A 26,074-nucleotide genomic window follows, 5' to 3' on the forward strand; every position below is an offset into this window, starting at 1 on the left:
GAGCTGTTGCTGACGGCCCAGCATCGCGACGATCAAGCGGAAACCTTGCTGTTTCGCCTGTTGCGTGGGGCCGGAGTCAGGGGGCTGTCGGCCATGCCCGCGTCACGTGCGCTGGGGCAGGGGCATTTGTTGCGGCCTTTGCTCGACATTCCCCGTAGCGAGCTGGAACGTTACGCTAGCGACCATCAACTGCAGTGGATCGACGACCCCTCCAACCAGGATCGGCAATTTTCCCGCAACTACCTGCGGCATCAGGTATTCCCGCAATTGACGGCACGCTGGCCGCAGGCTGTCGGCAGCATGGCGCGCAGCGCGGCGCATCTGCGTGAGGCGCGTGAGTTGCTGGATGACCTGGCGGGTATCGATCTGCAAGAAGCGTCTGCCGGTGTCGAGTTCGAGTGGTTGGGATTGCCCTCCCTGGCGCTGGCGCCGTTGCGCGGGCTATCGGAGGCGCGGCAGCGTAACGCGCTGAGTCACTGGTTGAGCCGTTTCACGCCGTTGCCCGATAGCGACCACTGGGCGGGTTGGCAGACGCTGCGCGATGCCGCGGGCGATAGCTGCCCGGTATGGCGGCTGGGGCAGGGCGAACTGCGAAGGGCCGTGGGGCGCTTATGGTGGTTGGCGGATGGGTGGCTGGAGTCCGTTGTGTCGCCGGCTCGCTGGCTCGATACCCACTCGCCCCTGGTGTTGCCTGGCAACGGCCTGTTGCAGTTTTCCGGTCATGCGCCGCAAGGACCTTTACAGGTACGGTACCGCCAGGGTGGCGAAGTGATGCAACTGCCGGGGCGTGGCCATCGCGACCTCAAGCGCCTGCTCAACGAGGCGGGGTTGCCGGCTTTCGCGCGTGGCAGATTGCCGCTGCTCTATCGAGGCGAGCAATTGCTCGCGGTGGCGAACCTGCCAGGGCTTGACGCAAATGCCCATGAAGGGTGGCAGTTGCATTGGCAGCCGCCTTCGAGCGATCAAGGTTTGAGCTGAAAGTCCCTTTCCGGTAGACTACGCTCCCTTCTTGATACAACTTCTGTGGATTCGCCTGAATTGCAGGAGTTGCCGATTACCAAGCAGTCTTTGCTGGGCGATTCCAAAAAATGTGTAGCGAGCAACGTACCGGTGTTTTCTCTTCCGGTCTGTCCCAACGCGGCGGTTTTTTTGAAAGGTGCACTGTGATTAATGCAGGTGATCGGGGGCTTCGGCCTTCCTTCGCTTTCCCCGGCGGCACTGACCGCTTTAACGCAGACTTCTAGGGTTTTTCATGACGCGCTACATATTCGTCACGGGCGGTGTTGTTTCTTCATTGGGGAAAGGCATTGCATCGGCTTCATTGGCGGCCATCCTGGAGGCGCGGGGACTTAAGGTCACCATGCTCAAGCTGGACCCGTACATCAACGTCGACCCGGGCACCATGAGCCCGTTCCAGCACGGTGAAGTGTTCGTCACCCACGACGGCGCCGAGACCGACCTGGACCTGGGCCACTACGAGCGGTTCATCCGCACGACCATGACCCAGAACAACAACTTCACCACCGGCCGTGTCTACGAGCACGTGCTGCGCAAAGAGCGCCGTGGTGACTACCTGGGCGCGACCATCCAGGTGATTCCGCACATCACCGACGAAATCAAGCGTCGCATCATCAAGGGTGCCGGCGATGCCGACGTGGCCCTGGTGGAAATCGGCGGCACGGTGGGCGACATCGAGTCGCAACCGTTCCTCGAGGCCATCCGTCAGTTGCGCGTCGAAGTCGGTTCCAAGCGCGCGATGCTGATGCACCTGACCCTGGTTCCGTATATCGCCACCGCTGGCGAGACCAAGACCAAGCCGACCCAGCACTCGGTGAAGGAACTGCGCTCCATCGGTTTGCAGCCTGACGTGCTGATCTGCCGTTCCGACCATCCGGTGGACGTCTCCTCGCGTCGCAAGATCGCCCTGTTCACCAACGTTGAAGAGCGTGCGGTGATCTCCCTGGAAGACGTCGACACCATCTACAAGATCCCGGCCGTGCTGCACGCCCAGGGCCTGGACGATTTCGTCGTCGAGCGTTTCGGCCTGCAATGCAACGGTGCCGACCTGTCCGAGTGGGAAAAAGTGGTCGACGCCAAGCTCAACCCAGAGCACGAAGTCACCATCGCCATGGTCGGCAAGTACATGGAGCTACTGGATGCCTACAAGTCGCTGATTGAAGCGATGAGCCACGCCGGCATCACCAACCGCACCAAGGTCAACCTGCGTTACATCGATTCCGAAGACATCGAGAACCAGGGCACCGCGCTGCTGGAAGGCGTCGATGCGATCCTGGTCCCGGGCGGTTTCGGCCTGCGTGGCGTGGAAGGCAAGATCACTGCGGTGCAGTACGCTCGCGAAAACAAGGTTCCGTACCTGGGTATCTGCCTGGGCATGCAAGTGGCCGTGATCGAGTTCGCTCGTAACGTGCTGGGCTGGAAAGATGCCAACTCCACCGAGTTCGATCGCGCCAGCGGTCACCCGGTCGTCGGCCTGATCACCGAGTGGGAAGATGCCACCGGCGCGGTCGAAACCCGTACCGAAACCTCCGATCTGGGCGGCACCATGCGCCTGGGGGCTCAGGAATGCCTGCTCGCGGCCGGCTCCAAGGTGCACGACTGCTATGCCAAGGACGTGATTGTCGAGCGTCACCGTCATCGTTACGAAGTGAATAACAAGCTGCTGCCGCAGTTGATCGAAGCCGGCCTGAACATTTCCGGTCGTTCCGGCGACGGCGCGCTGGTCGAAGTGGTCGAGGCCCCGGATCATCCATGGTTCGTCGCCTGCCAGTTCCACCCAGAGTTCACCTCGACGCCACGTGACGGCCATCCGCTGTTCAGTGGCTTCGTCAAGGCGGCTTTGGCTCAACACCAGAAGAAGGCGTAAACCCGATGGCACAGAAGATCATCCGCGTCGGCGACATCGAGATTGCCAACGACAAGCCCATGGTGCTGTTCGGCGGCATGAACGTGCTGGAAAGCCGCGACATGGCCATGCAGGTCTGCGAAGAGTACGTGAAGGTCACCGAGAAGCTCGGTATCCCTTATGTATTCAAGGCCAGTTTCGACAAGGCCAACCGGTCTTCTGTGACCTCCTATCGTGGTCCTGGGCTGGAAGAAGGCATGCGTATCTTCCAGGACATCAAGCAAGCCTTTGGCGTGCCGATCATCACTGACGTCCATGAGCCGCACCAGGCAGCGATCGTCGCTGAAACGTGCGACATCATTCAGTTGCCGGCCTTCCTGTCGCGCCAGACCGACCTGGTGGTCGCGATGGCCAAGACCGGTGCGGTGATCAACATCAAGAAAGCCCAGTTCCTCGCGCCCCAGGAAATGAAGCACATCCTGAGCAAATGCGAGGAAGCGGGCAACGATCAGTTGATCCTCTGCGAGCGTGGTTCGAGCTTCGGCTACAACAACCTGGTGGTGGACATGCTCGGCTTCGGCATCATGAAGCAGTTCGAATACCCGGTGTTCTTCGACGTGACCCACGCGCTGCAAATGCCGGGCGGTCGCGCCGACTCAGCCGGCGGTCGCCGTGCCCAGGTCACCGACCTGGCCAAGGCCGGCATGAGCCAGTCCCTGGCCGGCCTGTTCCTGGAAGCGCACCCGGACCCGGACAACGCCAAATGCGACGGCCCATGTGCCTTGCGTCTGGACAAGCTCGAACCTTTCCTGGCCCAGCTCAAGGCCCTGGACGAACTGGTTAAGAGTTTTCCGACGGTAGAGACCGCGTAAAGCCGATTTCTCCGGTAAAGTACCGCACGATTAAACGCTCAGGCCTGCGGGCCTGAGCCTTATTGTCCGCAAGTCTGCCTCCCGTTCCCTGCTTGCCGACGGTAAAGAGATTCCCTTCAGCTGCGTCGTTTTCGTCAACTTTGGAGTGTTTACAACAATGGCAAAAATCGTCGACATCAAAGGTCGTGAAGTTCTCGACTCCCGTGGCAACCCCACCGTCGAAGCGGACGTGCTTCTCGACAACGGCATCATCGGCAGCGCCTGCGCGCCGTCCGGTGCTTCCACCGGCTCGCGTGAAGCGCTGGAGCTGCGTGATGGCGACAAGAGCCGTTACCTGGGCAAGGGCGTACTGAAGGCAGTGGCCAACATCAACGGTCCGATCCGTGACCTGCTGCTGGGTAAAGACCCAAGCGACCAGAAAGCCCTCGACCACGCGATGATCAAGCTCGACGGTACCGAGAACAAGGCCACCCTGGGCGCCAACGCGATCCTCGCTGTTTCCCTGGCCGCGGCCAAGGCTGCGGCACAGGACCAGGACCTGCCGCTGTATGCACACATCGCCAACCTGAACGGCACCCCGGGTGTGTACTCGATGCCTGTGCCGATGATGAACATCATCAACGGTGGCGAGCACGCCGATAACAACGTCGACATCCAGGAATTCATGGTGCAGCCGGTTGGCGCCAAGTCCTTCTCCGAAGGCCTGCGCATGGGCACCGAGATTTTCCATCACCTCAAGGCTGTGCTGAAGGCCCGTGGCCTGAGCACCGCGGTTGGCGACGAAGGCGGTTTCGCACCGAACCTGGCGTCCAACGAAGACGCGCTGAAAGTGATTTCCGAAGCCGTGGCCAATGCCGGTTACAAGCTGGGCACCGACGTGACCCTGGCTCTGGACTGCGCCGCAAGCGAGTTCTTCGAAGACGGCAAGTACAACCTGTCCGGCGAAGGCCAGGTGTTCACCGCTGAAGGTTTCGCCGACTACCTGAAAGGCCTGACCGAGCGCTACCCGATCATCTCCATCGAAGACGGACTGGACGAGTCCGACTGGGCTGGCTGGAAGATCCTCACCGACAAGATCGGCGAGAAGACCCAACTGGTGGGCGACGACCTGTTCGTGACCAACACCAAGATCCTGAAAGAAGGCATCGACAAGAAGATCGCCAACTCGATCCTGATCAAGTTCAACCAGATCGGCACCCTGACCGAAACCCTGGAAGCCATCCAGATGGCCAAGGCTGCTGGTTACACTGCAGTGATTTCGCACCGCTCCGGCGAAACCGAAGACTCGACCATCGCCGACCTGGCCGTGGGCACCTCGGCGGGCCAGATCAAGACCGGTTCGCTGTGCCGTTCCGACCGCGTATCCAAGTACAACCAATTGCTGCGTATCGAAGAGCAATTGAACGGTAAAGCCAAATACAACGGCCGCAGCGAGTTTCGCGGTTAAGCAGTAGATGGTAAAAAGACACCGGATCGGGGCGAAAAACTCGCAAAAGCGTGGTTTTTGCCACTAATCTGATGCCTTAAGAGCACAAGCCTGGTTCTTCCAGGCTTCGTGCTGTCAGTAGGTTCGAAGTTGTTGGCATGGCTGTCTTTTTTCACTGGATACCCGATATTCGATGCGCAGTCCCAATTGGTTGTTCCTCGTCTTGCTCTTGCTGCTGGCTGGCCTGCAGTACCGCCTATGGGTGGGGAATGGCAGTTTGGCGCAGGTAGCCGACCTGACTCAGCAAATTGCCGATCAGCGTTCCGAAAACGAGCGTCTGCTGGAGCGCAACCGCGTACTCGACGCGGAAGTCATGGAATTGAAGAAAGGCATGGAGACCGTCGAAGAGCGGGCTCGCCATGAACTGGGCATGGTCAAGGAGGGCGAAACCCTCTACCAGTTGGCCCAATGATTCAGTCGTTACCGGCCTTCTGGGCCGTGATTCCTGCCGCGGGCGTCGGTGCCCGCATGGCCGCGGACCGTCCCAAGCAATACCTGCAACTGGGCGGGCGCACTATTCTCGAACACAGCCTCGGCTGTTTTCTCGACCATCCGACCCTGAAGGGGCTGGTGGTCAGCCTGGCGCTTGACGATCCCTATTGGCCGACCCTGGCCTGTGCCCACGATCCTCGGATCCAACGGGTCGAAGGTGGCGCCGAGCGTTCCGACTCGGTGCTCAATGCCTTGCTCCATCTGCATGCGCAGGGTGCCGCCGATGAAGATTGGGTGCTGGTGCACGACGCCGCGCGGCCGAACCTGTCCCGCGATGATCTGGATAAGCTGCTGGGCGAACTGGCGAACGATCCTGTCGGTGGCTTGCTGGCCGTGCCGGCCCGCGACACCCTGAAGCGGATCGACAAGCATGGACGAGTGCTGGAAACCGTCGATCGCAGCCTGATCTGGCAAGCCTATACGCCGCAGATGTTCCGCCTGGGCGCCTTGCATCGCGCCTTGGCCGACAGCCTCGTGGCGGATGTGGCGATTACCGACGAGGCGTCGGCGATGGAGTGGGCCGGCCAGGCGCCACGCCTGATCGAAGGGCGTGCCGACAACCTCAAGGTGACCCGTCCGGAAGACCTGGAGTGGTTGCGCCAGCGTTTGGCCAATCGCCGCTGACATCGGTCTGCTGTGCAGTCTTTCGGTTATCCGCAATACTCCGGCCGCTTGGCCAACCCTTCCTTGAGATAATCCACCAGCTTGCGCACCTTGGGCGACAGATGCCGTTGCTGCGGATACAGCGCCCACACCGCGGTATTCGGTGGCTGATGCGCTTCCAGCAGAGAAATCAGCGTGCCCTGGTGCAGGTGCCCCAGCACGTAGTAATCCGGCAACTGGCAGAGGCCAGCTCCCTGTAGCGCTGCATCCAGCACGGCCTGCCCGCTGTTGCAGCGCCAATTGCCTTGTACCCGTTGGGAAAACTCGCGACCGTCCTGCTCCAGCTGCCAGATGTCCGAACTGCCGATCAGGCAATTGTGCCGGCTCAACTCCGACAGGCTGTGGGGCCGTCCGTAGCGTTCCAGATAGGACGGCGAAGCGCAGAGATACATGCGCCGTGGCGCCAGGCGGGTCGCCACCAGCCGCGAATCCTGCAGGCGGCCCAGGCGAATCGCCAGGTCCAGGCCTTCGTGCACCAGATCCAGCGGGCGGTTGCTCAGCTCGATATCCACCCGCAGTTGGGGATAAAGCCCCATGAAACGGGTCACCAGCGGCACGATGAAGCGCTCGCCATAGGCCACCGCGCAGGTCATGCGCAGCATGCCCTTGGGTTCGCTGGTCAAGTCGCTGACCGCGCGTAGCGCTTCTTCCCGGCCGTCCTGCAAGCGCTGGCAATGTTGCAAAAACGTCTGTCCGGCTTCGGTCAGGGTCACCCGGCGGGTGCTGCGATACAGCAGCCGGGTCTGCAACCGCTCTTCCAGGCGCACGATCTGCCGGCTGATATGGGACGACGAAACCCCCAGGCGCTCCGCGGCGGCGGTGAACTGGCTGCATTCGGCCACGGCGACGAACTCGTCGATACCTTCCCAGCGGTTCTCGTTCACGATGATTATCCCTGTGTGGCAATAATGTTTTGCTTTTGCCTGGATTATTCATCGCTGTGCGCTGTTTTACACTCCCTGTCTCGTTTTTATTCGTTGGAGACCCAGGATGATCAAGTCGCGCGCTGCCGTTGCCTTCGAGGCCAAGAAACCCCTTGAGATCGTTGAAGTCGACGTCGCCATGCCCAAGGCCGGCGAGGTGTTGTTGCGGGTCGTTGCTTCCGGCGTTTGCCACACCGACGCTTACACCCTGTCCGGGGCCGACCCGGAAGGTATCTTCCCGTCGATCCTTGGTCACGAAGGCGGCGCGGTGGTCGAGGCCATCGGCGAGGGCGTGACTTCGGTCGCCGTGGGCGACCATGTCATCCCGCTGTACACCCCGGAATGCGGCAAGTGCAAATTCTGCCTGTCGGGCAAGACCAACCTGTGCCAGGCGATCCGCGCCACCCAGGGCAAGGGCCTGATGCCGGACGGCACCACTCGTTTCTCCTACAAAGGCCAGCCGATTTTCCACTACATGGGGACCTCGACCTTTTCCGAGTACACCGTGTTGCCGGAAATCTCAGTCGCCAAGATCCCTAAAGAGGCCCCGCTGGAAAAGGTCTGCCTGCTGGGTTGCGGCGTCACCACCGGGATCGGTGCTGTGATCAACACCGCCAAGGTCAAGGCGGGTGACACCGTGGCGATCTTCGGCCTGGGCGGTATCGGTCTGTCGGCGGTGATCGGCGCTGTGAAAGCGAAGGCGGGCCGGATCATCGCCATCGACATCAACCCGGCCAAGTTCGAGATCGCCAAGCAACTGGGCGCGACCGACTGCGTCAACCCGAAAGACTTCGACCGGCCGATCCAGGAGGTCATCGTCGACATGACCGACGGCGGCGTGGACTTCTCCTTCGAGTGCATCGGCAACGTGCAACTGATGCGTGCGGCGCTGGAGTGCTGCCACAAGGGCTGGGGTGAGTCGGTGATCATCGGCGTGGCCGGTGCCGGCCAGGAAATCGCCACCCGTCCGTTCCAACTGGTGACCGGCCGCGTCTGGCGCGGTTCGGCGTTCGGCGGCGTGCGTGGTCGTTCCGAGTTGCCAAGCTACGTGGAGATGGCGCAGACCGGTGAGATCCCACTGGACACCTTCATTACCCACACCATGGGCCTGGAGGACATCAACAAGGCCTTCGACCTGATGCACGAAGGCAAGAGCATCCGCACCGTCATTCATTTCTAAGAGCAGCAACAAGCAGTGAGCTGCAAGCGGCAAGCGAGAAACACCTGCTTGTGGCTTGAGGCTTGCGGCTTGTGGTTGGAGGTCTGCCATGAGTCTGGAAAACCTGTCCTGCCAGAAAAGTTTCGGCGGCTGGCACAAACGCTACAAGCATCATTCCCAGGTGTTGGGCTGCGACATGGTATTTGCCGTCTACCTGCCGCCGCAGGCGGAGCAGGGCGGCAAGCTGCCGGTGCTGTACTGGCTATCCGGCCTGACCTGCACCGACGAGAACTTCATGCACAAGGCCGGTGCCCAGCGCATGGCCGCCGAGCTGGGGTTGATCATCGTCGCTCCGGATACCAGCCCGCGCGGCCCCGGCGTGCCGGGCGACCCGGACGGTGCCTGGGACTTCGGCCTGGGCGCCGGCTTCTACCTCAATGCCACCCAGCAGCCCTGGGCCGAGCACTACCGCATGCACGACTATGTGGTGCAGGAGCTGCCGGCCTTGGTTGAAGCGCATTTCCCGGCTTCAGACCAGCGTGGTATCAGCGGGCACTCCATGGGCGGTCACGGGGCACTGGTCTGCGCGTTGCGCAACCCGGGGCGTTACCGCTCGGTGTCGGCCTTCGCGCCGATCAGCAATCCGATGGATTGCCCGTGGGGGCAGAAAGCCTTTTCCCGTTACCTGGGCGAAGAGCGCTCCCGTTGGCGCGAATGGGATGCCAGCGTATTGATCGCCGAGGCCAGCGAAAAGCTGCCACTGCTGGTGGATCAGGGCGATCGCGACGATTTCCTGGCCAACCAGCTCAAGCCCGAAGCGTTGCAGCAGGCGGCGAAAACCGCGGGTCATCCGCTGACGCTGCGTCTGCAGCCCGGCTACGACCACAGCTATTTCTTCATCGCCAGCTTTATTGACGACCACCTGCAGCATCACGCACGCGCTCTGAACGCCTAATGTCCGCCAAAGCAGGTAGAATCACGCCCTGACTCAATCAGGGCGTTTTTTTATGCGTATTGGCCACGGCTACGATGTGCACCGCTTCGCGGAAGGCGATTTCATCACTCTGGGCGGCGTGTGTATCGCACACAGCTTCGGGCTGCTTGCCCATTCCGACGGCGACGTGCTGTTGCACGCGCTGAGCGATGCCCTGCTGGGTGCGGCCGCGTTGGGCGACATCGGCAAGCATTTTCCGGACACCGATCCGCAGTTCAAGGGCGCCGACAGCCGTGCGCTGTTGCGTCACGTCGTCGCACTGATCCATGCCAAGGGCTGGAAAGTCGGCAACGTCGATAACACCATCGTCGCCCAGGCGCCGAAGATGGCACCCCATATTGAAACGATGCGCGCGCTAGTTGCCGCGGATCTGCAAGTCGAGCTCGATCAAGTGAACGTCAAGGCCACTACCACCGAAAAACTCGGTTTCGTCGGGCGCGAAGAAGGCATTGCCGTGCATTCCGTCGCCTTGTTGCTGCGCGCATGAACGAACTGCAACTGTTGGGCCCGCGGGCCTATGGTGAATCCCTGGGTAGCGCGGTACTGAAGGCTACCGCCGAAGATTTCCAGGTCGATGAAGTGCTGGATATCCCACTGACCGGCGAGGGCGAGCACCTGTGGCTGTGGGTGGAAAAGCGCGGCCTGAACACCGAAGAAGCGGCGCGGCGGATTGCCAAGGCTGCCGGCGTGCCATTACGCACGGTCAGCTATGCCGGATTGAAGGACCGCCAGGCGTTGACCCGCCAGTGGTTCAGCGTGCAGTTGCCGGGCAAGGCAGACCCCGATCTGTCCGCCGCCGAAAACGACACGCTGAAGATCCTCAAGCTGACCCGCCACAAGCGCAAGCTGCAGCGCGGTGCTCATGCGGCCAATGGCTTTACCCTGCGCCTGACCCAGTTGCAGGCAGACAAGGCCGGGATCGAAGAGCGCCTGCAGTCGATTGCCAAGCAGGGCATTCCCAATTACTTCGGCGCCCAGCGTTTCGGCCATAACGGCGGCAACCTGGCGGATGCTCGCGATTGGGCCGCCCGCAAGGCTCTGCCGGAGCAACGTAATGTGCGCTCGCGGCTGCTTTCCACCGCGCGCAGCTACCTGTTCAACCGGGTGCTGGCGGCGCGCGTGGCCGACGGCAGTTGGCAGCGGGCCCAGGTTGGCGATCTTCTGGCGTTCACCGACAGCCGCAGTTTCTTCCCCGCCGGCGAAGCCGAATGCAGCGACCCGCGCCTGGCCATTCTCGACCTGCACCCGACAGGGCCGCAGTGGGGTGAAGGCGAATCGCCCGCCGCCGGGGAAACGCATCGGCTGGAACAACAGGTGGCGGCTGGTGAAGCGGATCTGCGCGATTGGTTGATTAAAGCGGGAATGAGCCACGAACGTCGCATCCTGCGGCTGCCCATTGGCGGGTTGACGTGGCATTATCCGTCGCTGGACATTCTGCAACTGGAATTCGTCCTGCCGGCCGGATGCTTCGCCACCGTATTGGTGCGCGAACTCGTCGATCTGGTGCCGGTAGGGCAGACGGACAGCTCATGCGTATTCTGATTTCTAACGATGATGGTGTAACGGCACCCGGTCTCGCCGCGCTTCATGCTGCGCTGGCGGATTACGCCGAGTGTGTGGTGATCGCCCCGGACCAGGACAAAAGTGGCGCCAGCAGCTCGCTGACGCTTGACCGGCCGTTGCACCCCCACACCTTGAGCAACGGTTTCATCAGTCTCAACGGTACGCCGACCGACTGCGTGCACCTGGGCCTCAACGGCCTGCTGGAGCGCGATCCCGACATGGTGGTGTCCGGGATCAACCTCGGGGCGAACCTGGGCGACGACGTGCTGTATTCCGGCACCGTCGCCGCAGCTCTGGAAGGGCGTTTCCTGGACCTGCCGGCGTTTGCGTTTTCGTTCGTTTCGCGCCAGGTGGACAACCTGCCTACGGCGGCCTATTTCGCCCGCAAACTGGTCGAGGCCCATGGGCAGCTGGATCTGCCGCCACGTACCGTACTGAACGTGAATATTCCCAATCTGCCGCTTGACCATATTCGCGGCATTCAGCTGACGCGCCTGGGCCACCGCGCCCGAGCCGCGGCGCCGATGAAGACCGTCGACCCGCGAGGCAAGGCCGGTTACTGGATCGCCGCGGCGGGGGACGCCGAGGACGGCGGCCCGGGCACGGACTTCCACGCTGTCATGCAGGGCTATGTATCGATCACGCCATTGCAGCTCGATCGTACCTTCAACGATGCCTTCAGAAGTCTCGACGGTTGGCTGGAGGGGCTGCGCTGATGGCTCGTGAGCAGGACGATTTATTGCGTCGCGGGATCGGGATGACCTCCCAGCGTACCCGCGAGCGGTTGATCCAGCGTCTTTACGACGAGGGCTTGTCCAACGCCCAGGTACTGGAAGTCATTCGACGTACGCCGCGGCATCTGTTCGTCGACGAAGCCCTGGCACATCGTGCCTATGAGGACACGGCGTTGCCGATCGGGCACAACCAGACGATCTCGCAGCCTTATATGGTGGCGCGCATGAGCGAGTTGCTGCTGGCGGCGGGTCCCTTGGATAAGGTGCTGGAGATCGGCACCGGTTCGGGTTACCAGACCGCGGTGTTGTCGCAGTTGGTGGAACGGGTGTTCTCGGTCGAGCGGATCAAGGTGCTGCAGGACCGCGCCAAGGAGCGCCTGGTCGAGCTGAACCTGCGCAACGTGGTTTTCCGTTGGGGCGATGGTTGGGAAGGCTGGCCGGCGTTGGCGCCCTACAACGGGATTATCGTCACGGCAGTGGCCACCGACATACCTCAGGCATTGCTGGACCAATTGGCGCCCGGTGGGCGGATGGTGATTCCAGTCGGCGCCGGAGAGGTGCAGCAGTTGATGCTGATCGTTCGCGAAGAGCAGGGCTTTTCGCGGCATGTGCTGGGGGCGGTTCGCTTCGTTCCTCTGCTCAACGGGCCGCTGGCCTGAGCATTTATTCGGCGCGGGTGAATTCTGTTTGATCGGCTTGGTCTTACTGCTGAATCAATCGGTTAAGCGGCGTTGTTCCCCGATTGATAAGCCGGTGTTTGCCGATTTCGCTTTACCGGGAGTAAAGCGCGGATGGCCGGTTATACTTGCGACATTTCATGCCTGAGCCGGGCACTATTTATCTTCAACCACCACAAAGGGAGCGGCGGGTGAGTCTCACAGTCATTGCGCAGCGTATGGGTACAAAAAGCTTTCAGCGACTGGTGATTGGCCTTGTCTTGAGTTCCCTGTTGGTCGCATGTTCCAGCAACAAGTCCAGCACTGTTGGGGTCGTCGACCGGAATAACGCAGTACCGCAGCGTCCGACAGTGACCACCGGGCAATACACGGTGCGTCGTGGCGACACCCTGTTCTCGATCGCTTTCCGTTATGGCTGGGACTACAAGGCCCTGGCCGCGCGCAACAATATTGCCGAGCCGTACACCATCCATCCGGGACAAAGTATCCGCTTCGATGGTCGCTCCGGTTCTGCCCCGACAGCGGTGGTTACAAAGTCGGCTTCCAGTGCATCTTCTTCAAGTAAAACCACGGTAATTCGTCGTCCGGCAGGGGCCGCGCCAACGATTGCGAGCCAGCCCGCGCCGGCGCCATTACCGCCTGCAGGCCCCGCGCCAAAGGGCTGGGGCTGGCCTGCGAACGGTATTCTGATTGGAAAATTCTCTTCAAACGGTAGTTTGAATAAAGGCATTGATATCGCCGGGGATTTGGGACAGCCTGTTTTAGCTGCGTCTGATGGGACGGTGGTTTACGCCGGGAGTGGCTTAAGGGGCTACGGCGAATTAGTCATCATCAAACACAGCGATACCTACGTCAGTGCTTACGGCCACAACCGTAGGCTGTTGGTTCGGGAGGGGCAGCAGGTCAAAGTCGGACAGACAATTGCCGAAATGGGATCAACTGGTACAGACCGGGTGAAACTGCACTTTGAGATTCGCCGACAAGGTAAACCTGTGGATCCGCTGCAATTCCTGCCACGTCGTTGATCCGTTACCAAGCCTGTTCCGTCGCGTAGAGGGAACAGGTTCCAGCGTTGCCAAGGATAAAGGCGTCGCTTGAGCCTGAGGTCGAACTCACCAAAGGACTATAACAATGGCTCTCAGTAAAGAAGTGCCGGAGTTTGACATCGACGATGAAGTTCTCCTTATGGAGACGGGCATCGCCTCTGATTCGATGTCGAATGAGGGATCTGCTGTACCTTCAGTTCGTGCCAAATCCAAACACTCCGCTTCACTGAAACAACATAAATACATTGATTACACGCGAGCACTCGATGCGACGCAGCTGTATCTCAATGAAATCGGCTTTTCTCCATTGCTCTCTCCGGAAGAAGAAGTTCATTTTGCGCGTCTTTCGCAAAGTGGCGATCCGGCCGGGCGCAAGCGCATGATTGAAAGCAACTTGCGTCTGGTGGTGAAAATCGCCCGACGTTATGTCAATCGTGGGCTTTCGCTGCTGGACCTGATCGAAGAGGGCAACCTCGGCCTGATCCGGGCGGTGGAGAAGTTCGATCCGGAGCGCGGTTTCCGCTTCTCGACCTACGCCACCTGGTGGATTCGTCAAACCATCGAACGGGCGATCATGAACCAGACCCGGACTATCCGGCTGCCGATTCATGTGGTCAAAGAGCTCAATGTCTACCTGCGGGCAGCACGGGAGCTGACACAGAAACTCGACCATGAACCCTCCCCTGAAGAAATCGCCAACCTGCTGGAAAAACCGGTAGGCGAGGTCAAGCGCATGCTGGGCCTGAACGAGCGGGTTTCTTCAGTCGATGTCTCGCTGGGTCCGGATTCGGATAAAACCCTGCTGGACACCCTCACTGACGATCGTCCTACCGATCCGTGCGAACTGCTGCAGGATGACGACCTGTCGCAAAGCATCGATCAGTGGCTTTCCGAGTTGACCGACAAGCAGCGTGAAGTGGTGGTTCGCCGCTTCGGCTTGCGTGGCCATGAAAGCAGCACCCTGGAAGACGTCGGCCTGGAAATCGGGCTTACCCGCGAGCGGGTACGGCAGATCCAGGTCGAAGGTCTCAAGCGCCTGCGTGAGATTCTGGAAAAGAACGGCTTGTCCAGCGAGTCTCTGTTCCAGTAACAGCACGAGCAATCCTGCTGTAGAAAGCCCCGACCTGTTCGGGGCTTTTTATTGGTGGCTCGATAAATATACGTACAGTTGTTTAATAGCTGAAAGAGCATGTAAGCAAAGGCTTACTCTTTCGTAAGTGTTCGGTTTTTATGGAGTGTGAAAGTTACCAGCTTCGTGTGAGGATTTTATTTATCTTATTGAATAATAAGCAGTTATTTTTGTTTTTCGGTGTTTGACGGGCAGTTTTCCTGTCGGTCAGTGCCATTGCTCTGTCATGGAAACTCTCTAATATCAGCCCTGTGTCGACGGATAGACACAACCATCAAGGATGATGGTCAGGACATCGCAGGATGCGATTCATCAGGACGATGAAAAGGAATACAGGGAATAGGGAAAAAAGGTGGGCGGGTCATACCGCCCCTTTTTTTTGCCTGCGAAAAAGCAGAGCCAAATCCGGAACAGCAAAAAGGCCCGCAAGGGGCCTTTTCGGGGAACGCGGGGTAATCAGCGTTCGAGGTCTTTGATCTTGCCTTTGACGCCATCCCACTCTTCGGCATCGGGCAGGGAATCTTTCTTTTCAGTGATGTTGGGCCAGATCTCGGCCAGCTCGACGTTCAACTGAATGAACTCTTGCATCTCTTCCGGAACTTCGTCCTCGGAGAAGATCGCTACAGCGGGGCATTCAGGCTCGCACAGCGCGCAGTCGATGCACTCGTCCGGGTGAATCACCAGGAAGTTCGGGCCTTCGTAAAAGCAGTCCACCGGACAGACTTCTACGCAGTCGGTGTACTTGCACTTGATGCAGTTGTCGGTGACGACGAAGGTCATTTCTAATTCTCTCCTCAGGCGGCGGCAGCGGAGCCCCTTCAGGACGGGGTCGCCAGGTTCGGGAGCGATAGTCTGCGGACCAGGCTAATAGTCCGCAGCATCCCAAACCGCGCGAGATTCTAACAGCTTGAAAGCATCAGCGTTAGATGCGTGTCTTCAATGTATAGAGCATTTCCAGTGCCTTGCGTGGGGTCATGTCGTCCAGATCGAGCTTGGCCAGGTCATCGAGCACCGGGTGCGGCAGGCTGGCGAACAGATCGCTTTGTTGCGGAACCGCGGGCTTGCCCGACGCAGGCTGCGGTGCTTCGTGGGGCAGGCTGGTGGTTTCCAGGCGGCTCAGATGCTCGCGGGCGCGAAGGATCACCGTGCTTGGAACCCCCGCCAGTTGGGCCACGGCCAGGCCATAGCTCTGGCTGGCGGGACCGGGCAGCACGTGGTGCAGGAAGACGATGCGCTCGTTGTGCTCGGTGGCGTTGAGGTGCACGTTGGCGACCAGGGGCTCGCTTTCCGGGAGCACGGTGAGTTCGAAGTAGTGGGTGGCGAACAGGGTATAGGCCCGCAGTTGGGCGAGACGTTCTGCCGCAGCCCAGGCCAGGGACAAACCGTCGAACGTACTGGTGCCGCGACCCACTTCGTCCATCAGCACCAGGCTGCGTTCGGTGGCGTTATGCAGAATGTTGGCGGTTTCGCTCATTTCCACCATGAAGGTGGAGCGGCCGCCGGCCAGGTCGTCGCTGGAGCCGATCCGGGTAAAGATGCGGTCCACCAGGGACAATTCGCAACTGGCCGCCGGCACGAAGCTGCCGATATGCGCCAGCAGCACGATCAGCGCGGTTTGCCGCATGTAAGTGGATTTACCGCCCATGTTCGGGCCGGTGATCACCAGCATGCGAGTGTGGTCGTCCAGGCTCAGGTCGTTGGCCACGAACGGCGTGGTCAGTACCTGTTCCACCACCGGGTGGCGACCCTGGGTGATACGCATGCACGGTTCGCTGACGAAGCGCGGGCAGTTGAGGTCGAGGTTCAGCGCGCGCTCGGCCAGGTTGCTCAACACGTCCAGCTCGGCCAGCGCCCCGGCGGTGTCCTGCAGCGGCGGTAAGTGACTGATCAGGGTTTCCAGCAAGGCTTCGTAGAGCATCTTCTCGCGTGCCAGAGCACGGCTCTTGGCGGACAGCGCTTTGTCCTCGAAGGCCTTGAGCTCCGGAGTAATGAAGCGTTCGGCGCCCTTGAGGGTCTGGCGGCGGATATAGTCTGCCGGGGCCTGCTCGGCCTGCTTGCTCGGCAATTCGATGAAGTAGCCGTGAATCCGGTTGTAGCCGACCTTCAGGTTGGCCAGGCCGGTGCGGGCTTTTTCCCGGGCTTCCAGGTCGATGAGGAACTGGCCGGCGTTTTCGCTCAGGGACTGCAACTCATCCAGTTCGCTGTCGTAGCCGGTCTTAAGCACGCCGCCGTCGCGGATCACCGCGGGCGGGTTGTCGATGATGGCCTTCTCCAGCAGCGCGGCCAGTTCCGGGTAGGTGCTGGTGGTCACGGCCAACTGGCTCAGGTGCTCGGCGTCGAGTTCGGTCATTGCCACTTGCAGTTCAGGCAGTGCCGCCAGGGCGTCGCGCAAACGCGCCAGGTCGCGAGGACGGGCATTGCGCAGGCCGATACGCGCGAGAATCCGCTCGATGTCGCCGATCTCCTTCAGTTGCGGCTGCAGCCTTTCGAAGCGATAACCATCGAGCAGGCAATTGATCGAGTTTTGCCGCGCCTGCAGGACCTTCAGGTCCCGCAGCGGACGGTTCAGCCAGCGGGTCAACAGGCGGCTGCCCATGGCGGTCTGGCAGCGGTCGACCACCGATTGCAGGGTGTTGTCGCGACCGCCGGCCAGGTTGGTGTCCAGTTCCAGGTTGCGTCGGCTGGCGCCGTCGAGCACCACGGTGTCGTCCAGGCGTTCGTGACGCAGGCTGCGCAGATGGGGCAGGGCTGTGCGCTGGGTTTCCTTGGCGTAGCCCAACAGGCAACCGGCGGCGCCGATGGCCAGGGTCAGGTTTTCGCAGCCAAAGCCCTTGAGATCCTGGGTGGAGAATTGCTGGCACAGGCTCTTGTGGGCCGAGTCGCGCTCGAAATCCCAGGGCGCGCGGCGGCGCACGCCACGGCGTTTTTCCGCCGGCAGCCCTTGCGGCCAATCGTCCGGGATCAGCAGTTCCACCGGGTTGATGCGTTCCAGTTCGGCCAGCAGGTTTTCCCAGCCCTTGATTTCCAGGACTGTGAAGTTGCCGCTGGTGATATCCAGCACCGCGAGGCCGAACAGGCGCTCGTCGCCCAGCACCGCGGCGATCAGGTTGTCCCGACGCTCGTCGAGCAGCGCCTCGTCGCTGACGGTCCCCGGGGTGATGATACGGACCACCTGGCGTTCCACCGGGCCTTTGCTAGTGGCCGGGTCGCCGACCTGTTCGCAGATCACCACCGATTCGCCCAGCTTCACCAGCTTGGCCAGGTAACCTTCGGCTGCGTGATAGGGAATCCCGCACATCGGAATCGCCTGGCCCGCCGACTGCCCGCGCGCGGTCAGGGTGATGTCCAGCAACTTGGCGGCCTTCTTCGCGTCTTCATAGAAGATTTCGTAGAAGTCGCCCATGCGATAGAACATCAGCTGGTCCGGATGCTGGTTCTTGAGGCGCCAGTACTGCTGCATCATCGGCGTGTGGGAGGACAGATCGGTGAGCGCTTTATTCATCGGGTCGTCAGGTTGATTCGTTGAAAGGGTGGGCAAGGGCGGGCATGGGCCCGGCTTTTTTGCAATGGGCGCAAGGTTACCATGGGCGGTCAGGCCTTCGCAGGGATGAAACAACCGGGAATTCGGCGACTTTATGCGCAGATATGCATTTTAGCATTTGCTGTCGGCGAAAATAACCAGCAATATGCGCGTTATGCAAAAGCGCAATGTTTCTACCGTCTTGAAAGAGCTGCTCGATCGCGATGGCATTTCCCCCACGGAACTCCATCGGCGTACCGGCGTGCCTCAATCTACCCTTTCGCGGATCCTCAACGGCAAGATCGTCGATCCTTCGGATAAACACATCTCGCGGATCGCCGAGTACTTCCAGGTCAGTACCGACCAGTTGCGCGGGCGTGTGCCTGTTGCCTCGGTCCGGTCGGGCGATCCGCATTCGGAACTCAAGGACATAAGTCTGTGGGATGACGAAACCCCCGTCGACGACGACGAGGTGTCGGTCCCCTTTCTTCGCGAGGTTGAATTGGCTGCGGGATCAGGAAGATTCGTCATCGAGGAAAGCGAGCGCTCCAGCCTGCGCTTCGGCAAGCGCAGCCTGCGGCACAACGGTGTGCAGTTCGACCAGGCCAAATGCGTGACGGTTCGCGGCAACAGCATGTTGCCGGTGCTGCGCGACGGCGCCACGGTGGGGGTCAATGCCGGCAAGTGCGGCATCGGCGACATCGTCGACGGCGACCTGTATGCCATCAACCACAATGGCCAGTTGCGAGTGAAGCAACTCTATCGCCTGCCTTCCGGCATTCGCTTGCGCAGCTTCAATCGCGACGAGCACCCGGATGAGGACTACAGCTTCCAGGAAATGCAGGAAGAGCAGATTGTCATCCTGGGCCACGTCTTCTGGTGGGGCATGTACGCCCGCTGATCGCCCCCTATAGAGCCAAAGCCCGCCATCGAGCGGGCTTTTTTGTGCTTGCGATAAACCCTCCAGGCCTTTGTTTATGCGTGTCTCATGCGTAATAGCATTTCTCATGCATAAATAAATGCATTTGCGCATTGACTGGATATGCATCCATGCATATTATTCGTTCCAAGCCGCCCGACAGCGGCGAGCGACACCGCTCTTTAGTGGCAAAACAACAGGCAGCGATGAACCGGCCTCGACGGTTCAGAGGGTTGGCAACTGGCCCGGGTGTGCAGCGTAAAGCACCGTGAACAGTTATCCGGCGGGCAGGGACCGCGGTCGGAAAAACAATTTGAATAGACTCGTACCGCGCCAGTAGCGCCGAAAAGTCAGCTTCCTTTTTGTTCGCAGGATGAAAGGAAGGCGAAGGACCGCATTACTGAAAAGCCCGGGCGACCGGGCTTTTTGGAATGCCTACCTACCGTTGGCCATACCGGGATATGCACGATTGATACACAAGCCAATTCATTACCGGGCCCGCTCCGTGGCCGGTTCCACTCAGGAGGAGTGACATGACAAACGAGCAACAAGCGTTGCTGGACATGCCGATCTGGCTTGTCATCGTCCTTGCCCTGGTGGGCGGGGTGTCCGGCGAAATGTGGCGCGCCGACAAGGAGGGCGCCCGCGGCTGGTTGCTGGTTCGGCGTCTGGCCCTGCGCTCCGGAGCCTGCGTGATCTGCGGGGTCTCGACCATCATGCTGCTGTACGCCGCCGGCGTATCGATCTGGACCGCGGGCGCCTTCGGTTGCCTGACCGCCATGGCGGGCGCCGACGTGGCCATCGGGCTCTACGAGCGTTGGGCGGCCAAGCGGCTTGGTGTGTGCGAGGTGCCGCCCAAGGATTCCCGCTCGGATTCCTGAACACCCATCAGAACAAAACGTCGGCCTTATGAGTCGACACTTGCGTGATACCCGCCTGACGCAGGACGCGTACTCCAATTGAACGACGCGAAATCAGCCCTCCCGACCGGGAGGCGCCCCTATCAATCCGTTTCAAAGAGAGGCAACTCATGATCCCTATCGACTACAACAGCTATCGCACCCTCGCGCCCTACAACAAACGCGTGCGTTTTCTGGTGCTGCATTACACGGCGCTGAATTTCGAAGCGTCGGTCAAGGCCCTGACCACCGGCGCGGCGAGCGCCCATTACCTGATTCCGGCGGTGCAGGATCCGACGTACCAGGCCGCGGGCTTCCAGGAGCAGCGGATTTTCAACCTGGTGGCCGAAGAAGACCGCGCCTGGCATGCCGGCGTCAGTGACTGGGCCGGTCGCAGCGGCTTGAACGACACCTCGATCGGCATCGAGATCGTCAACGAGGCCACCGACGTCAATGGCGTGTTCACCTTCCCGGATTACGAGCGCTCCCAGGTCGAGGCGCTCAAGCAACTGGCGCTGAACATTCTCCAGCGCTACCCGGACCTGACGCCGAAAAACGTGGTGGGCCACTCCGATATCGCGGTGGGCCGCAAATCCGATCCGGGTCCCAAGCTACCGTGGAAAGAACTCTACAAGGCCGGCATCGGCGCCTGGTACGACGAGCCGACCAAGAAGAAGTACGTCCAGCAATTCCGCGCCAGCGGGCTGCCGCCGCGCGCCGACGTACTCAAGGCGTTCGCCACCTATGGTTATGGCGTGCCGGCCGAAGTCACGGATGACTTCTTTCAGTCGCTGGTCCGGGCGTTCCAGATGCATTTCCGGGCGAAGAACTACGCCGGGAAACTGGATGTGGAAACCTGCGCCATCTTGTATGCGCTGAACGAGAAGTACGTTTGATTCGCTGAACGTCGGCGGGTCGCGGAGTCGGCGCTGCCATCGAGGCATGCGCCGGGCCTTGACCAAGGCTCGCCAGTCATCTGCCGCATCACTCAACCGCGCGGCGTCCTGCGCTGTTGCATCTAAGCCTCACCTCCCCACAGCCGTTCCTCTCGGGACCCTAGCGCTGTTATCCGAACAGGAAGCCTCTCCATGCCCGCGCTCATCGACAAACCCTCGCAGCTGCTATTCGCCATTGCCCAGACCCTGCGCGGGGCGGGGCTTGGCCTCAAGGTTGGCAGCCCCGCGGACTTCGACGGCGTGCTCGACCAGGCCTGGGTGCTGATTGCGTTCGAGCGTAACGCTCCGGGCATTCGCAGCCAGGAGGGGCGCAGCGCTCATGTGCTGACTGTTTCGCTGCAAGGCGTGACGGGTGTTGGCGGTTCCGGGTTCGAGGCTGGCGACCTGGCGAGCGCGTTGAAGAACCTGGCCCTGGACAATCGTTGGGGCCTGCCGGCCGCGCAATGCGATCTGCCGGCGAACCTCGATGCCTTGCCCTCGACCGTCGTGCGGGGCGACCGGCAATACCCCGCCTGGACGCTGTCGTTCACCCAGACGCTGTACCTCGGGCAGCCCCTGCTGGACGACCCGACGGGCACACCGAAGTTCGCCCGTACCTGGGAAGTCTCGAACATCGACGACCCCGACCAATACCAGGCCCTGGAGGGTTGAGCCATGTTTGAGCAACTGCTGCGCATGCAGCTGGGCCCGATCATCGAGCGGCTGGCGGAAATGGAGGCCGAGCTCGAGGACGTGCAGCGGCGCGCGGAAAACCATTGCCGCATCGGCGTCTGCCAGGCGGTCGACGCGGCGAGCAATACCTGCAGGGTCAGCCACGGCGAGCTGCTGACTCCGGCCATCCGCTTCTTCAACCCCAGCGCCGGTGCGCAGAGCGAGTCGCGCATTCCCACCGTGGGCGAGCAGTGCCTGTTGTTCAACTACGGCGGCGGCGACAACGGCGCGCAATCGGTGGCGCTGTTCGGCCTCAACTGCGACCGCTTTCCGCCGGCCTCGACCTTGGCCGCGCTGACTCGCCGGCAATACGTCGACGGCACCCAAAGCAGTTACGACGATGCCGGCCACGTCTTGAGCTGGAGCAACGGACCGACCGCGCTGACCGCCTCCCGCGAGGCGGTCGAGTTGAGCATCGGCCCGGCCCGCCTGGCGCTGAGGCCAGAGGCGATCGAGCTGCGCCTGGGCGCGGTCGGCCTGTTGCTCGACAGTGCCGGCGTTCACTTCAGCGGCCCCTTGGTGGAGCACCAGGGCCGCGTCATCAGCACAGGATAAGAGGCTTGCCATGATTGGAGTCGATAGAAACACCGGGGCGGCGGTCGACGACTGGCCGCAGTTCGTGCAGCGCGCGACCCGGGCCCTGACCACGCCGCTGGGCACCCGGCAGAAGCGCCCTTTGTACGGCTCGCTGATCCCCGGCCTGCTGGGGCAGAACCTCGGCGGCGACCTGCTGATCCTCGCCCAGAGCCATGCCGCGCAGGCGTTCTACAACGAGCAGAACGGCATCGGCGATTTCGAGCCCCAGGTGATAGTCGCCAGCCGGCGCGGCGCCGGGCTGTTGTTGCGTTTCGCCGGCACCTGGAAAAACCGCCAACAGACGTTCGAGGTCGTGACATGAGCATGCTGATACCCGGGCAAAACCAACTGGCCGAGCCGGCGATCGTCACCGTCGAAGCCTTCGAGGACCTGCTCGCCGAGTTCAAGGGCTTCGTCGTCGAATACGTCGGCGCCCGTTCGCCCGAAAGCGCGGCCAAGCTGAAGGTCAGCCTGGAGAACGAAAGCGAGTTGCTGAGCATGGCCCTCGAAGCGTTTTGCCTGCGCTTGCAGACCCACGAACGTAAGTACAACGCCCGCATCAAGCAGATGCTGGCGTGGTGGGCGACCGGCAGTAACCTGGATGCGCGCCTGGCGGACATGGGCCTGGAGCGCCAGTTGCTCGACCCGGGCGATTCCGCGGCCTTTCCGCCAGTCCCTGCGGTCTACGAAAGCGACGACGATGCCCGCCTGCGCTACTACCTGGCGCCCCATGCGCCGGCCGCCGGTTCGCGCATGCAGTACCGCCGCGAGGTGTTCACCCTCGGCGAACGGCCGACGGTGAAGGTGGACTCCAGCGATTCGGGCGTGGTGACCGTCACCTACACCTTCGACCCGGACGGTTTCGCGGCGCAGGTCAAGGATGGCAATGGGCGCCGCATCGCGCCGGGCGAAGTGCAGGTCACCGTGCTCTCGCGGGAAGGCGACGGCACGCCGTCCGTGGACCTGCTCGACGGCGTGCGCCGCCACTTCGCGCGGCCGGATGTGAAGCCGGAAACGGATCGGGTCACGGTGCGGGCGGCCGAGATCAAACCCTACAAGATCCGCGTGGTGGCCAAGATCAATCCCGGCCCGGATTCGGGGCTGACCCAGGTCGCCACGCAGCGGCAACTCCAGGCGTATGCCGACAGTTGCCATCGGCTGGAAGGGCGGGTGGACCCGAGCTGGATCGATTACACCCTGCATACGGCAGGAGCGGTACAGCTGGAAATTCTCGAGCCGGTGCAACCGATCGTGACCACGGCTTTCCAGGCGCCGTATTGCACGGGGGTCGAGGTCAAGGTGCTGACGCTATGAGCGATCAAATCAATTCCCCCAGCCTGTTGCCCGCCAACAGCTCGCCTCTGGAACGAGCCCTCGATCTGGGTTTTGCCCGATTGCTCGAGGGTATCGAGCCGCCGTTTGTGCAACTGATGAGCCCCGCCGATACGCCGGTGGAATTCTTGCCTTATCTGGCGGCCGATCGCGGAGTCGGCGAGTGGCGCTCCGACGCGCCCGAGCCCGAAAAACGTTTAACGGTAGAACTGGCTTGGCCTACGGCGCGCCAAGCCGGCACACGAAAGGCGCTGGAAAACGCGGCCAAGGGTTTGCAATTGATGCCCGAGGTTCGCGCCTGGTACGAGCAAACCCCGCCAGGGATGCCTTACAGCTTTTCAGTCAGGGCGTTCACCGAGCAGCCCTACAGCGAAGAGATCGACGCGCGCCTCGACCGACGCCTGGCGGATGCCAAAAGCGAACGCGACACCTTGTCGGTCTCCGTGGGGTTGAGCGCATTCGGTTCCCACTCCATCGCGGCGGCGACCATCTGCGGCGAGTTGACCACCGTCTACCCGATCGTCATCGAGGGGCTCGAAGCCTCGGGCCTGGCCTTCATGGCCGCGGGGCTGTACAGCGTCGAAATATCCACTATTTATCCTCAGGGGTCCTAAATGGCCGACTATTACACCCTGCTCACGAATGCGGGGATCGCCTACGAAACTGCCTGCAAGGCGGCGGGCGTACCGATCAAGCTGTCGCAGATTTCCGTCGGTGACGGCGGTGGTGCGGTTTACAACCCGGCGGCGACCGACACTGCGCTCAAACGCGAAGTCTGGCGTGGTCCGTTGAACGCACTGTTCCAGGACGAGAAAAACCCTAGCTGGCTGCTGGCCGAAGTGACCATTCCGCCGGAAGTCGGCGGCTGGTATGTACGCGAGGCCGGGCTGTGGACCGATAGCGGAATCCTTTACGCCATCGTCAAGTATCCGGAGTCGTTCAAGCCGGTGCTGGCGACGTCGGGTTCGGGGAAAGAGTTCTATATCCGTTCGATTTTCGAGACCAGTAATGCTTCGCTGGTCACACTGCTGATCGACGATACGGTGGTAAAAGCCACTCGGGCCTGGGTGGCGGGTTATGTCGCCGACGAGTTGGCGAAGCTCGATGCAAAACAGTCGGTGAGGGCCGCGACCACCGGGAATATCGTCTTGAGCAGCGCGCAGATGATTGATGGTGTTGCGGTATTGGCGGGAGATCGGGTTCTGGTCAAGAACCAGACACTGGCAAAAGATAACGGTATCTATGTCGTCGCCAATGAACTATGGACTCGGGCAAAGGACGCAGATGCCAGCATCAAGGTAACGCCCAATCTCACGGTCTCTGTAGAGGAGGGCACGACACTGGCTGATACCCGCTGGCAATTGGTCACCGACGGGGTCATTGTCCTGGGCACGACGGCTCTGAAGTTCCAGAACGTGACCCAGGGTTTTGCGCCGCTCAACTCACCGGCGCTGATTTTCCCTACGGCGAATACACCGGCGCAGTTCGATGTCAGCCAGGCATTGGTCAACACCCACTTCCTGAAGCGTCGAGGTTTTGAATATTCGTCTTTCACATCGAATGATGTGGATACCAATATGACGGCGATTCATATCGGTGGTTTTCATATCTTTTCCAAAGTGACGCCTATCACTGCCGTTCTGCCCGCGACGGCCCAGGTTGCCCAGGGGGCAACTATCACCGTAGCCAGTTCCAATGTGGGAGAGGTGACGATCGCGGCAGCCGCTGGTGACATCTTGTTCACCTCAACGGGATTTGCCGGACCCTTGGTAATGGCTATCGGCGATACGGCGGAGTTCATCAAGCTGGAGGGGCAATGGCGGCTTATCGGCGGAACCTTGGCTTTACGATTCGCCGGGGTTATGTCTTCGCCGTCGTTTAAAACCCGTCCGCAGTTCGACAACTCCAAGGCGTTCGCCACCACGGAATTCGTTGCGCGGGCGCTTGGGAACTTCAGGGGAGGTATCGGTGTTCTAGCAAGCCGGACATTGACTGACGATGATCTTGGTAAGCGCCTGGAGCTGGCCGCCGGTGTCACGGTGGCAATGCCAGCAACTTCGTCTGTACCTGATGGGGCTGCGGTGTTGATATCGGCGGGGCCGCAGTCCACAAGCTCGCGGGTGACTGTCGCCGCGGGGGATCAACTGGCCATGAACAACCTGGCTGTGACAGTACCCTACACGCTGTCGCCTGGTGGGGACTTTATTGCGATACGAGAGGCGAATGTATGGCGCTGCCATTCTGGCAGCGAGACTCTACGGTCCTCGCCACTGTTTGCGGCTTCGATGGCGACAAGCGGCTATCAAAAGCTGCCGTCCGGGCTGATTCTCCAGTGGGGTACGTTCTCGGTCGTAGCCAGTAGCACCGACCAGACAATTACTTTGCCGATCGCATTTCCGGTGACGTTCCACTCGGTAGTGGCGACCAGCGATTACACGCCGAACAGTGGTGTAGTCGGCACCGTCGCGGCGACTCTGAGCGGGAGTCTAGCGTCGTTCATTATCCGTTGCTCTTATGGAACCAGCACGCGCTGGTTCGCCCTCGGAAAATAAAGGGAATC

The 26,074-nt window shown here is 61.1% G+C and carries 26 protein-coding genes; 23 read left to right on the top strand and 3 right to left on the bottom strand.

Annotation, left to right across the window (positions count from 1 at the left end; translation table 11 throughout):
• From tilS to ispD, 6 genes are all read left to right on the top strand, one after another.
• The coding region (gene tilS / locus BTN82_RS05380; protein ID WP_075118132.1) for a tRNA lysidine(34) synthetase TilS at window positions 1–978 on the top strand (978 nt) is incomplete at its 5' end.
• Window positions 979–1,252: 274 nt separating this feature from the next.
• Window positions 1,253–2,884, top strand: a complete 1,632-nt coding sequence (locus BTN82_RS05385; protein WP_075118133.1) for a CTP synthase — start codon at window positions 1,253–1,255, stop codon at window positions 2,882–2,884.
• A 5-nt stretch (window positions 2,885–2,889) separates the two neighbouring features.
• Window positions 2,890–3,735: a 3-deoxy-8-phosphooctulonate synthase gene (gene kdsA / locus BTN82_RS05390; RefSeq protein ID WP_075118134.1), complete on the top strand. Its 846-nt coding sequence runs from the start codon at window positions 2,890–2,892 to the stop codon at window positions 3,733–3,735.
• 157 nt (window positions 3,736–3,892) lie between these two features.
• Window positions 3,893–5,182 (top strand): phosphopyruvate hydratase, encoded by a 1,290-nt coding sequence (gene eno / locus BTN82_RS05395; RefSeq protein ID WP_053277649.1) that lies wholly within the window; start codon window positions 3,893–3,895, stop codon window positions 5,180–5,182.
• Between the two features lie 172 nt (window positions 5,183–5,354).
• Entirely contained in the window at window positions 5,355–5,633 is a 279-nt protein-coding gene (gene ftsB, locus BTN82_RS05400) for a cell division protein FtsB (RefSeq protein ID WP_075118135.1), read from the top strand.
• Window positions 5,630–6,337, top strand: a complete 708-nt coding sequence (gene ispD / locus BTN82_RS05405) for a 2-C-methyl-D-erythritol 4-phosphate cytidylyltransferase (protein WP_075118136.1) — start codon at window positions 5,630–5,632, stop codon at window positions 6,335–6,337. Before ftsB ends, ispD begins: the two co-directional genes overlap by 4 nt.
• 26 nt (window positions 6,338–6,363) lie before the next feature.
• On the opposite strand, the gene BTN82_RS05410 is transcribed toward ispD, so the two are convergent.
• Window positions 6,364–7,260 carry a LysR substrate-binding domain-containing protein gene (locus BTN82_RS05410; protein ID WP_075118137.1) on the bottom strand — a complete coding sequence of 299 codons (897 nt, stop codon included), beginning with the start codon at window positions 7,258–7,260 and terminating at the stop codon, window positions 6,364–6,366.
• 106 nt (window positions 7,261–7,366) lie between these two features.
• Between BTN82_RS05410 and BTN82_RS05415 the strand changes: the two genes are divergently transcribed.
• The 8 genes from BTN82_RS05415 (at window position 7,367) to rpoS (ending at window position 14,562) form a co-directional block, all read left to right on the top strand.
• On the top strand, window positions 7,367–8,479 hold the full coding sequence (locus BTN82_RS05415) for an S-(hydroxymethyl)glutathione dehydrogenase/class III alcohol dehydrogenase (protein ID WP_075118138.1): 1,113 nt from the start codon (window positions 7,367–7,369) through the stop codon (window positions 8,477–8,479).
• Between the two features lie 88 nt (window positions 8,480–8,567).
• Window positions 8,568–9,413, top strand: coding sequence for an S-formylglutathione hydrolase (fghA, locus tag BTN82_RS05420; RefSeq protein ID WP_075118139.1), 846 nt, complete (start codon window positions 8,568–8,570; stop codon window positions 9,411–9,413).
• Between the two features lie 52 nt (window positions 9,414–9,465).
• On the top strand, window positions 9,466–9,939 hold the full coding sequence (ispF, locus tag BTN82_RS05425) for a 2-C-methyl-D-erythritol 2,4-cyclodiphosphate synthase (RefSeq protein ID WP_075118140.1): 474 nt from the start codon (window positions 9,466–9,468) through the stop codon (window positions 9,937–9,939).
• Window positions 9,936–10,994 carry a tRNA pseudouridine(13) synthase TruD gene (truD, locus tag BTN82_RS05430; RefSeq protein WP_075118141.1) on the top strand — a complete coding sequence of 353 codons (1,059 nt, stop codon included), beginning with the start codon at window positions 9,936–9,938 and terminating at the stop codon, window positions 10,992–10,994. The genes ispF and truD overlap by 4 nt, the downstream gene beginning before the upstream one ends.
• Window positions 10,982–11,731, top strand: a complete 750-nt coding sequence (gene surE / locus BTN82_RS05435) for a 5'/3'-nucleotidase SurE (RefSeq protein WP_075118142.1) — start codon at window positions 10,982–10,984, stop codon at window positions 11,729–11,731. Before truD ends, surE begins: the two co-directional genes overlap by 13 nt.
• A 41-nt stretch (window positions 11,732–11,772) precedes the next feature.
• Window positions 11,773–12,408: a protein-L-isoaspartate(D-aspartate) O-methyltransferase gene (locus BTN82_RS05440; RefSeq protein WP_186828359.1), complete on the top strand. Its 636-nt coding sequence runs from the start codon at window positions 11,773–11,775 to the stop codon at window positions 12,406–12,408.
• Window positions 12,409–12,617: 209 nt separating this feature from the next.
• Window positions 12,618–13,451 (top strand): peptidoglycan DD-metalloendopeptidase family protein, encoded by an 834-nt coding sequence (locus BTN82_RS05445; RefSeq protein WP_075118144.1) that lies wholly within the window; start codon window positions 12,618–12,620, stop codon window positions 13,449–13,451.
• A 106-nt stretch (window positions 13,452–13,557) separates the two neighbouring features.
• A complete protein-coding gene (gene rpoS, locus BTN82_RS05450) occupies window positions 13,558–14,562 on the top strand; it encodes an RNA polymerase sigma factor RpoS (protein WP_075118145.1) in 1,005 nt (334 codons plus the stop codon).
• A gap of 495 nt (window positions 14,563–15,057) precedes the next feature.
• Here the strand turns inward: rpoS and fdxA are convergent, their stop codons facing one another.
• Window positions 15,058–15,381: a ferredoxin FdxA gene (fdxA, locus tag BTN82_RS05455; protein WP_007924025.1), complete on the bottom strand. Its 324-nt coding sequence runs from the start codon at window positions 15,379–15,381 to the stop codon at window positions 15,058–15,060.
• Between the two features lie 142 nt (window positions 15,382–15,523).
• Window positions 15,524–18,103, bottom strand: a complete 2,580-nt coding sequence (gene mutS / locus BTN82_RS05460) for a DNA mismatch repair protein MutS (RefSeq protein WP_075118146.1) — start codon at window positions 18,101–18,103, stop codon at window positions 15,524–15,526.
• A gap of 193 nt (window positions 18,104–18,296) precedes the next feature.
• Between mutS and BTN82_RS05465 the strand changes: the two genes are divergently transcribed.
• From BTN82_RS05465 to BTN82_RS05505, 9 genes are all read left to right on the top strand, one after another.
• A complete protein-coding gene (locus tag BTN82_RS05465; protein WP_075118147.1) occupies window positions 18,297–19,022 on the top strand; it encodes a helix-turn-helix transcriptional regulator in 726 nt (241 codons plus the stop codon).
• A gap of 551 nt (window positions 19,023–19,573) precedes the next feature.
• Window positions 19,574–19,921: a phage holin family protein gene (locus tag BTN82_RS05470; protein ID WP_075118148.1), complete on the top strand. Its 348-nt coding sequence runs from the start codon at window positions 19,574–19,576 to the stop codon at window positions 19,919–19,921.
• Between the two features lie 149 nt (window positions 19,922–20,070).
• Window positions 20,071–20,835, top strand: a complete 765-nt coding sequence (locus tag BTN82_RS05475) for an N-acetylmuramoyl-L-alanine amidase (RefSeq protein ID WP_075118149.1) — start codon at window positions 20,071–20,073, stop codon at window positions 20,833–20,835.
• Between the two features lie 192 nt (window positions 20,836–21,027).
• Window positions 21,028–21,546 carry a hypothetical protein gene (locus BTN82_RS05480; protein WP_075118150.1) on the top strand — a complete coding sequence of 173 codons (519 nt, stop codon included), beginning with the start codon at window positions 21,028–21,030 and terminating at the stop codon, window positions 21,544–21,546.
• Window positions 21,547–21,549: 3 nt separating this feature from the next.
• A complete protein-coding gene (locus BTN82_RS05485) occupies window positions 21,550–22,161 on the top strand; it encodes a phage baseplate assembly protein V (RefSeq protein WP_075118151.1) in 612 nt (203 codons plus the stop codon).
• 10 nt (window positions 22,162–22,171) lie between these two features.
• A complete protein-coding gene (locus tag BTN82_RS05490) occupies window positions 22,172–22,504 on the top strand; it encodes a phage baseplate protein (protein WP_075118152.1) in 333 nt (110 codons plus the stop codon).
• Complete coding sequence (locus tag BTN82_RS05495; protein ID WP_075118153.1) at window positions 22,501–23,496, top strand: baseplate J/gp47 family protein; 996 nt, start codon at window positions 22,501–22,503, stop codon at window positions 23,494–23,496. Before BTN82_RS05490 ends, BTN82_RS05495 begins: the two co-directional genes overlap by 4 nt.
• The gene (locus BTN82_RS05500; RefSeq protein ID WP_075118154.1) at window positions 23,493–24,128 is read left to right on the top strand and encodes a phage tail protein I; all 636 of its coding nucleotides are present in this window, start codon (window positions 23,493–23,495) and stop codon (window positions 24,126–24,128) included. The genes BTN82_RS05495 and BTN82_RS05500 overlap by 4 nt, the downstream gene beginning before the upstream one ends.
• Complete coding sequence (locus BTN82_RS05505) at window positions 24,129–26,066, top strand: phage tail protein (RefSeq protein WP_075118155.1); 1,938 nt, start codon at window positions 24,129–24,131, stop codon at window positions 26,064–26,066. It abuts the gene before it with no gap.
• Window positions 26,067–26,074: the final 8 nt, after the last annotated feature.

The organism is Pseudomonas chlororaphis, assembly GCF_001921865.1.
Taxonomy (GTDB): Bacteria; Pseudomonadota; Gammaproteobacteria; order Pseudomonadales; family Pseudomonadaceae; genus Aquipseudomonas; species Aquipseudomonas chlororaphis_D.

Bases quoted from the DNA above. Each gene is read 5' to 3' on its own strand.
- BTN82_RS05440 (WP_186828359.1), top strand. From the start codon at position 11,773: ATGACCTCCCAGCGTACCCGCGAGCGGTTGATCCAGCGTCTTTACGAC.
- BTN82_RS05495 (WP_075118153.1), top strand. From the start codon at position 22,501: ATGAGCATGCTGATACCCGGGCAAAACCAACTGGCCGAGCCGGCGATC.
- BTN82_RS05415 (WP_075118138.1), top strand. From the start codon at position 7,367: ATGATCAAGTCGCGCGCTGCCGTTGCCTTCGAGGCCAAGAAACCCCTT.
- BTN82_RS05505 (WP_075118155.1), top strand. From the start codon at position 24,129: ATGGCCGACTATTACACCCTGCTCACGAATGCGGGGATCGCCTACGAA.
- ftsB (WP_075118135.1), top strand. From the start codon at position 5,355: ATGCGCAGTCCCAATTGGTTGTTCCTCGTCTTGCTCTTGCTGCTGGCT.
- kdsA (WP_075118134.1), top strand. From the start codon at position 2,890: ATGGCACAGAAGATCATCCGCGTCGGCGACATCGAGATTGCCAACGAC.
- rpoS (WP_075118145.1), top strand. From the start codon at position 13,558: ATGGCTCTCAGTAAAGAAGTGCCGGAGTTTGACATCGACGATGAAGTT.
- BTN82_RS05485 (WP_075118151.1), top strand. From the start codon at position 21,550: ATGTTTGAGCAACTGCTGCGCATGCAGCTGGGCCCGATCATCGAGCGG.
- surE (WP_075118142.1), top strand. From the start codon at position 10,982: ATGCGTATTCTGATTTCTAACGATGATGGTGTAACGGCACCCGGTCTC.
- BTN82_RS05500 (WP_075118154.1), top strand. From the start codon at position 23,493: ATGAGCGATCAAATCAATTCCCCCAGCCTGTTGCCCGCCAACAGCTCG.
- BTN82_RS05480 (WP_075118150.1), top strand. From the start codon at position 21,028: ATGCCCGCGCTCATCGACAAACCCTCGCAGCTGCTATTCGCCATTGCC.
- BTN82_RS05475 (WP_075118149.1), top strand. From the start codon at position 20,071: ATGATCCCTATCGACTACAACAGCTATCGCACCCTCGCGCCCTACAAC.
- BTN82_RS05490 (WP_075118152.1), top strand. From the start codon at position 22,172: ATGATTGGAGTCGATAGAAACACCGGGGCGGCGGTCGACGACTGGCCG.
- BTN82_RS05465 (WP_075118147.1), top strand. From the start codon at position 18,297: ATGCAAAAGCGCAATGTTTCTACCGTCTTGAAAGAGCTGCTCGATCGC.
- truD (WP_075118141.1), top strand. From the start codon at position 9,936: ATGAACGAACTGCAACTGTTGGGCCCGCGGGCCTATGGTGAATCCCTG.
- BTN82_RS05385 (WP_075118133.1), top strand. From the start codon at position 1,253: ATGACGCGCTACATATTCGTCACGGGCGGTGTTGTTTCTTCATTGGGG.
- ispD (WP_075118136.1), top strand. From the start codon at position 5,630: ATGATTCAGTCGTTACCGGCCTTCTGGGCCGTGATTCCTGCCGCGGGC.
- fdxA (WP_007924025.1), bottom strand. From the start codon at position 15,381: ATGACCTTCGTCGTCACCGACAACTGCATCAAGTGCAAGTACACCGAC.
- eno (WP_053277649.1), top strand. From the start codon at position 3,893: ATGGCAAAAATCGTCGACATCAAAGGTCGTGAAGTTCTCGACTCCCGT.
- BTN82_RS05470 (WP_075118148.1), top strand. From the start codon at position 19,574: ATGACAAACGAGCAACAAGCGTTGCTGGACATGCCGATCTGGCTTGTC.
- ispF (WP_075118140.1), top strand. From the start codon at position 9,466: ATGCGTATTGGCCACGGCTACGATGTGCACCGCTTCGCGGAAGGCGAT.
- fghA (WP_075118139.1), top strand. From the start codon at position 8,568: ATGAGTCTGGAAAACCTGTCCTGCCAGAAAAGTTTCGGCGGCTGGCAC.
- mutS (WP_075118146.1), bottom strand. From the start codon at position 18,103: ATGAATAAAGCGCTCACCGATCTGTCCTCCCACACGCCGATGATGCAG.